The 3,903-nt window shown below is 35.3% G+C and carries 4 protein-coding genes; 3 read left to right on the top strand and 1 reads right to left on the bottom strand.

Features of this window, described 5'->3' with window-relative positions; translation table 11 throughout:
- Window positions 1-174: 174 nt before the first annotated feature.
- A complete protein-coding gene (locus B5X51_RS15765; protein ID WP_079722153.1) occupies window positions 175-1,020 on the bottom strand; it encodes a DUF2911 domain-containing protein in 846 nt (281 codons plus the stop codon).
- A 146-nt stretch (window positions 1,021-1,166) separates the two neighbouring features.
- On the opposite strand from B5X51_RS15765, the gene B5X51_RS15760 reads away from it, so the two are divergent.
- From B5X51_RS15760 to B5X51_RS15750, 3 genes are read left to right on the top strand one after another with little or no spacing between them, the layout of a single operon-like run.
- Window positions 1,167-1,676 carry an SRPBCC family protein gene (locus tag B5X51_RS15760; protein ID WP_079722152.1) on the top strand — a complete coding sequence of 170 codons (510 nt, stop codon included), beginning with the start codon at window positions 1,167-1,169 and terminating at the stop codon, window positions 1,674-1,676.
- 6 nt (window positions 1,677-1,682) lie between these two features.
- Window positions 1,683-2,378, top strand: a complete 696-nt coding sequence (locus B5X51_RS15755; protein WP_079722151.1) for an SDR family NAD(P)-dependent oxidoreductase — start codon at window positions 1,683-1,685, stop codon at window positions 2,376-2,378.
- Window positions 2,379-3,686: a cryptochrome/photolyase family protein gene (locus B5X51_RS15750; RefSeq protein WP_079722150.1), complete on the top strand. Its 1,308-nt coding sequence runs from the start codon at window positions 2,379-2,381 to the stop codon at window positions 3,684-3,686.
- The last annotated feature ends 217 nt before the right edge of the window (window positions 3,687-3,903 follow it).

Here is a 3,903-nt window from a genome sequence, read left to right as displayed (position 1 = left end):
TGATAACTCATAGTCCGAAAATATGGATTTTTTCGCAATACTAAAGTTCTGCAATAAAATTGCAGGGTTTAAATCCCTATTTTGAGACCAATTAACATGTTAGATCCTGAAATAAATTCAGGATGACGTTATTCAGACTTCTAAAACAGCCTTTTCTTATTGTAAAAATTCAATTTACATAGCTCCCCATTCTTTAAGGGAATCTTTGTTCATTTTTACGTAATCCTGGTTTCCAGCTTTTTCAGCTTCGGCTAAAGACTTTTTGGCCGCTGCAATTGCTTCTTCTTTTTTACCAAGATCGGCTGCTATAAGCGATTTTCTCCTTAAGATCCAGAATGCATTTGGATTCCCCATTTCCAGAGATTTATTAACCCATTTGTAAGCTTTATCCAAATCCTTATTAGCATCGTGATAATAAGTTGCTGCAGCAAAATAATCATTGGCACCAGGACCATTCATTACCTTTTCAATACTAGCCATTGCTTTTTCTTCGGTAGGCACCTCAAATCTTAAGCTCGCCACTGTATTTGCCCAAATAAAATTAAGTGCTGCAGAGTCATTCTTAAGATCGTCTACCATAATAGTAAAAGTTTCCATTTCAAACGGAAGTTCCATCACTTCAGCAGTTGCTTTTAAGGCTACTTTCTCCTCGTTCCATTCCGCAGGATTTCCCCAGTTAGAAGCATCGTTATAAAACATCACTTCCCACTCGTCTTCTTTTGGAATTGTATAAATCGCGTAAGTTCCCGCCTTTAATTCTTCGCCTTGAATAGTAACATCATCACTAAAGGTAATCTTGGTATTCTCGTTGGCACCGGTACGCCATACCTGGCCATAAGGCACCAAATTTCCAAAAATTTCACGGTCTCTCATGCCGGGACGTGAATACTCTAGACTAACATCGGTAAGTCCAACTTTTTGTTCAACTTTAGTAAAAGGGCTGGGTTGAGGCGTCTGTATCTGAGCTTGTGTCGCACTCATAATACCTGCCGTGCATAAAAATAGAAATAATCTTTTCATTGTTTAGTTTGTTTTAGTTTGACCAAATATACCCAGAAATTGATTACCAATTCAAAAAGCAAGCAACTTCATTTATATTTTGTTTAACTATAAATATTTTATTTTAAACAAAACTAAACTTAATTTTACGTTCAAATACAGTGAGTATGAAAATTTACACCAAGAAATCGGTACAAAAACTTCCAATTAGCCTGGAAAAGGCATGGGAATTCCTTTCAAATCCCGGAAATTTAAAAAAAATCACTCCAGATTATATGGGGTTTAATATTATTTCTGGAGCCGACCGCCCAATGTATCCCGGGCAAATAATTCAATATATTGTAACACCAGTGGCCGGAATTAAAACTAAGTGGGTAACCGAAATCACCCACGTTAAAGACAAAGAATATTTTGTAGATGAACAACGGTTTGGCCCTTATGCATTATGGCACCATAAACATTTTTTAAAGGAGATACCCGGTGGTGTGGAAATGGAAGATATTGTAGATTACAAATTACCGTTGGGATTTTTTGGACAGTTGGCTCATCCCATTCTTGTAGCTCCTAAACTGAAGGAGATTTTTGAATACAGACAAAAAAGGCTTATAGAACTTTTTGGTCATTATAGTGAGCCCAGGACTGAAAAAACTACACTTAAACACGATATTCTAAATTAAATAATTATGAAAAAAAATATTTTACTTGTTGGCGGTTCTACCGGAATCGGACTGGAAATTGCTAATCAATTAGTTAAAGAAAGTAATATAATTGTCGCATCTAGAAATAAAGGTGAATTAAACGATGATATTGAACATCTAGAATTTGATGTTTTAAAAGACAATATTGAAGATCTGGAATTGCCTCAGAAGATACACGGACTGGTATATTGCCCTGGAAGCATTAACCTGAAGCCGTTTAAAATGCTTAAACACAAAGATTTTGAGGAAGAGATGAATCTTAATTTTTTAAGTTTGGTAAAAGTGGTTCAGGGAGTAATGCCGAAATTAAAAGAAGCCGAAAATGCAAGTTTAGTATTTTTTAGCACCGTGGCGGTTAAGGTAGGAATGCCTTTCCACACAAGCGTGGCAGCGGCCAAAGGCGCTATTGAAGGTTTTGCCAAATCTTTGGCAGCTGAGTATGCACCTACGCTACGTGTAAATGTAATTGCTCCTAGTTTAACAGATACCCCCTTGGCTAACAAATTATTGTCCAACGATTCTAAGAAGGAGAAAATGAGTGAAAGGCATCCTCTTAAAAGAGTAGGAAATACTAGAGATATTGCTAACGCGGCTACTTTCTTGTTAAGTGAAGAAAACAGCTGGATTACCGGACAGGTTATTGGCGTAGATGGTGGACTTTCAACTCTAAATATTTCATAAATGAGTAAAGAAGTGAATATTTTTTGGTTTAGACGTGATTTAAGATTAGATGATAATGTAGGTCTTCTTGAAGCTTTAAAAACTGATAAACCGGTATTACCGATTTTTATTTTTGATACCGAAATTCTGGATAGATTACCTAAGAACGATGCGCGGGTAACTTTTATACACGAACGGCTTCAGCAAATGCGAAAAGAACTGCAAGATGACTATAGTAGCTCTATAGCGATGTATCACGGCAAACCAGAGGAAGTTTTTCAGGATTTAATTAAAGAATATAAAATCGCAGAAGTATTCACTAATCATGATTATGAACCATACGCAACTAAAAGGGATAAGGAAATAGCCGAGTTACTTTCTGAAAATAATATTGAATTTCACACTTTCAAAGACCAGGTGATTTTTGAAAAAGATGAAGTGCTTAAAAAAGATGGCGATCCTTATGTGGTATATACGCCCTATATGAAAGTTTGGAAAGAGCATTTTAAATCTCTGGACCTAAAAATTCATTATACCAGTCAATATTTAGATAATCTTATTCAAAATACCAGATTGCCAAATTTAAAATTAAGTGAGCTAGGCTTTAAAACTTCAGGAATTAAAGTGCCAGATTATGATGTTACCCCTACGCTAATTCAGCAATACGAAAACACCAGGAATATACCAGCTAAGGATAGTACCTCAAAATTAGGAGCTCATCTTAGATTTGGAACTGTTGGCATTAGAAAAATGATAAAAAAAGCCAACGCCGAAAACAATAAAACTTTTCTTGATGAATTGATTTGGCGAGAGTTTTTTATGCAGGTATTATATCATCACCCCAATACAGTAACTGAATCTTTTAAAAAGAAATATGACCGCATTGAATGGCGTAATAATGAAAAGGATTTTGAAAAATGGAAAGCTGGAAAAACGGGCTATCCCTTAGTGGATGCCGGAATGCGACAGCTAAATAAAACGGGGTTTATGCATAACAGGGTTAGAATGTTGGTTGGAAGTTTTCTATGTAAACATTTACTTATAGACTGGCGTTGGGGGGAAGCTTATTTTGCCGAAAAACTGTTGGATTACGAAATGTCCTCTAATGTTGGTAACTGGCAATGGGTGGCGGGAAGCGGGGTTGACGCTGCTCCATATTTTAGGATTTTTAACCCAACTACACAAATAGATAAATTTGATAAGGATAAAAAATATATCAAAGAATGGGTTGAAGAATATGACACCGATGCCTATCCCCATAAAATGGTAGACCATAAAGAAGCCCGCGAACGGGCTTTAAAAGTTTATAAAGAAGGCATAACCAAATAAATTACTTTGCGGTAACACGATGAAGAATTTGAAGAAATAATTTTCGCACACGAGACAGGATCTAAAGGTTTAAATCTAGATTATTGATTAGCACTATTTTGAATTTTTATATTTATTAAGTAATTTTAGTCAACACATCATTTTTTTTCAACATTTTAACTAATTAATTGCATATCCGTAATTATTCCAATATTAAGGAATTTATCCTATATTAGAT

Origin of the sequence: Salegentibacter holothuriorum (genome assembly GCF_900168045.1) — a bacterium.
Taxonomy (GTDB): domain Bacteria; phylum Bacteroidota; class Bacteroidia; order Flavobacteriales; family Flavobacteriaceae; genus Salegentibacter; species Salegentibacter holothuriorum.
Note: the sequence above shows the minus strand (reverse complement) of the source record. Positions and strands in the feature narration are given on the sequence as shown.

Coding starts and splice junctions, on each gene's coding strand:
- B5X51_RS15765 (WP_079722153.1), bottom strand. CDS start 1,020: ATGAAAAGATTATTTCTATTTTTATGCACGGCAGGTATTATGAGTGCG.
- B5X51_RS15760 (WP_079722152.1), top strand. CDS start 1,167: ATGAAAATTTACACCAAGAAATCGGTACAAAAACTTCCAATTAGCCTG.
- B5X51_RS15755 (WP_079722151.1), top strand. CDS start 1,683: ATGAAAAAAAATATTTTACTTGTTGGCGGTTCTACCGGAATCGGACTG.
- B5X51_RS15750 (WP_079722150.1), top strand. CDS start 2,379: ATGAGTAAAGAAGTGAATATTTTTTGGTTTAGACGTGATTTAAGATTA.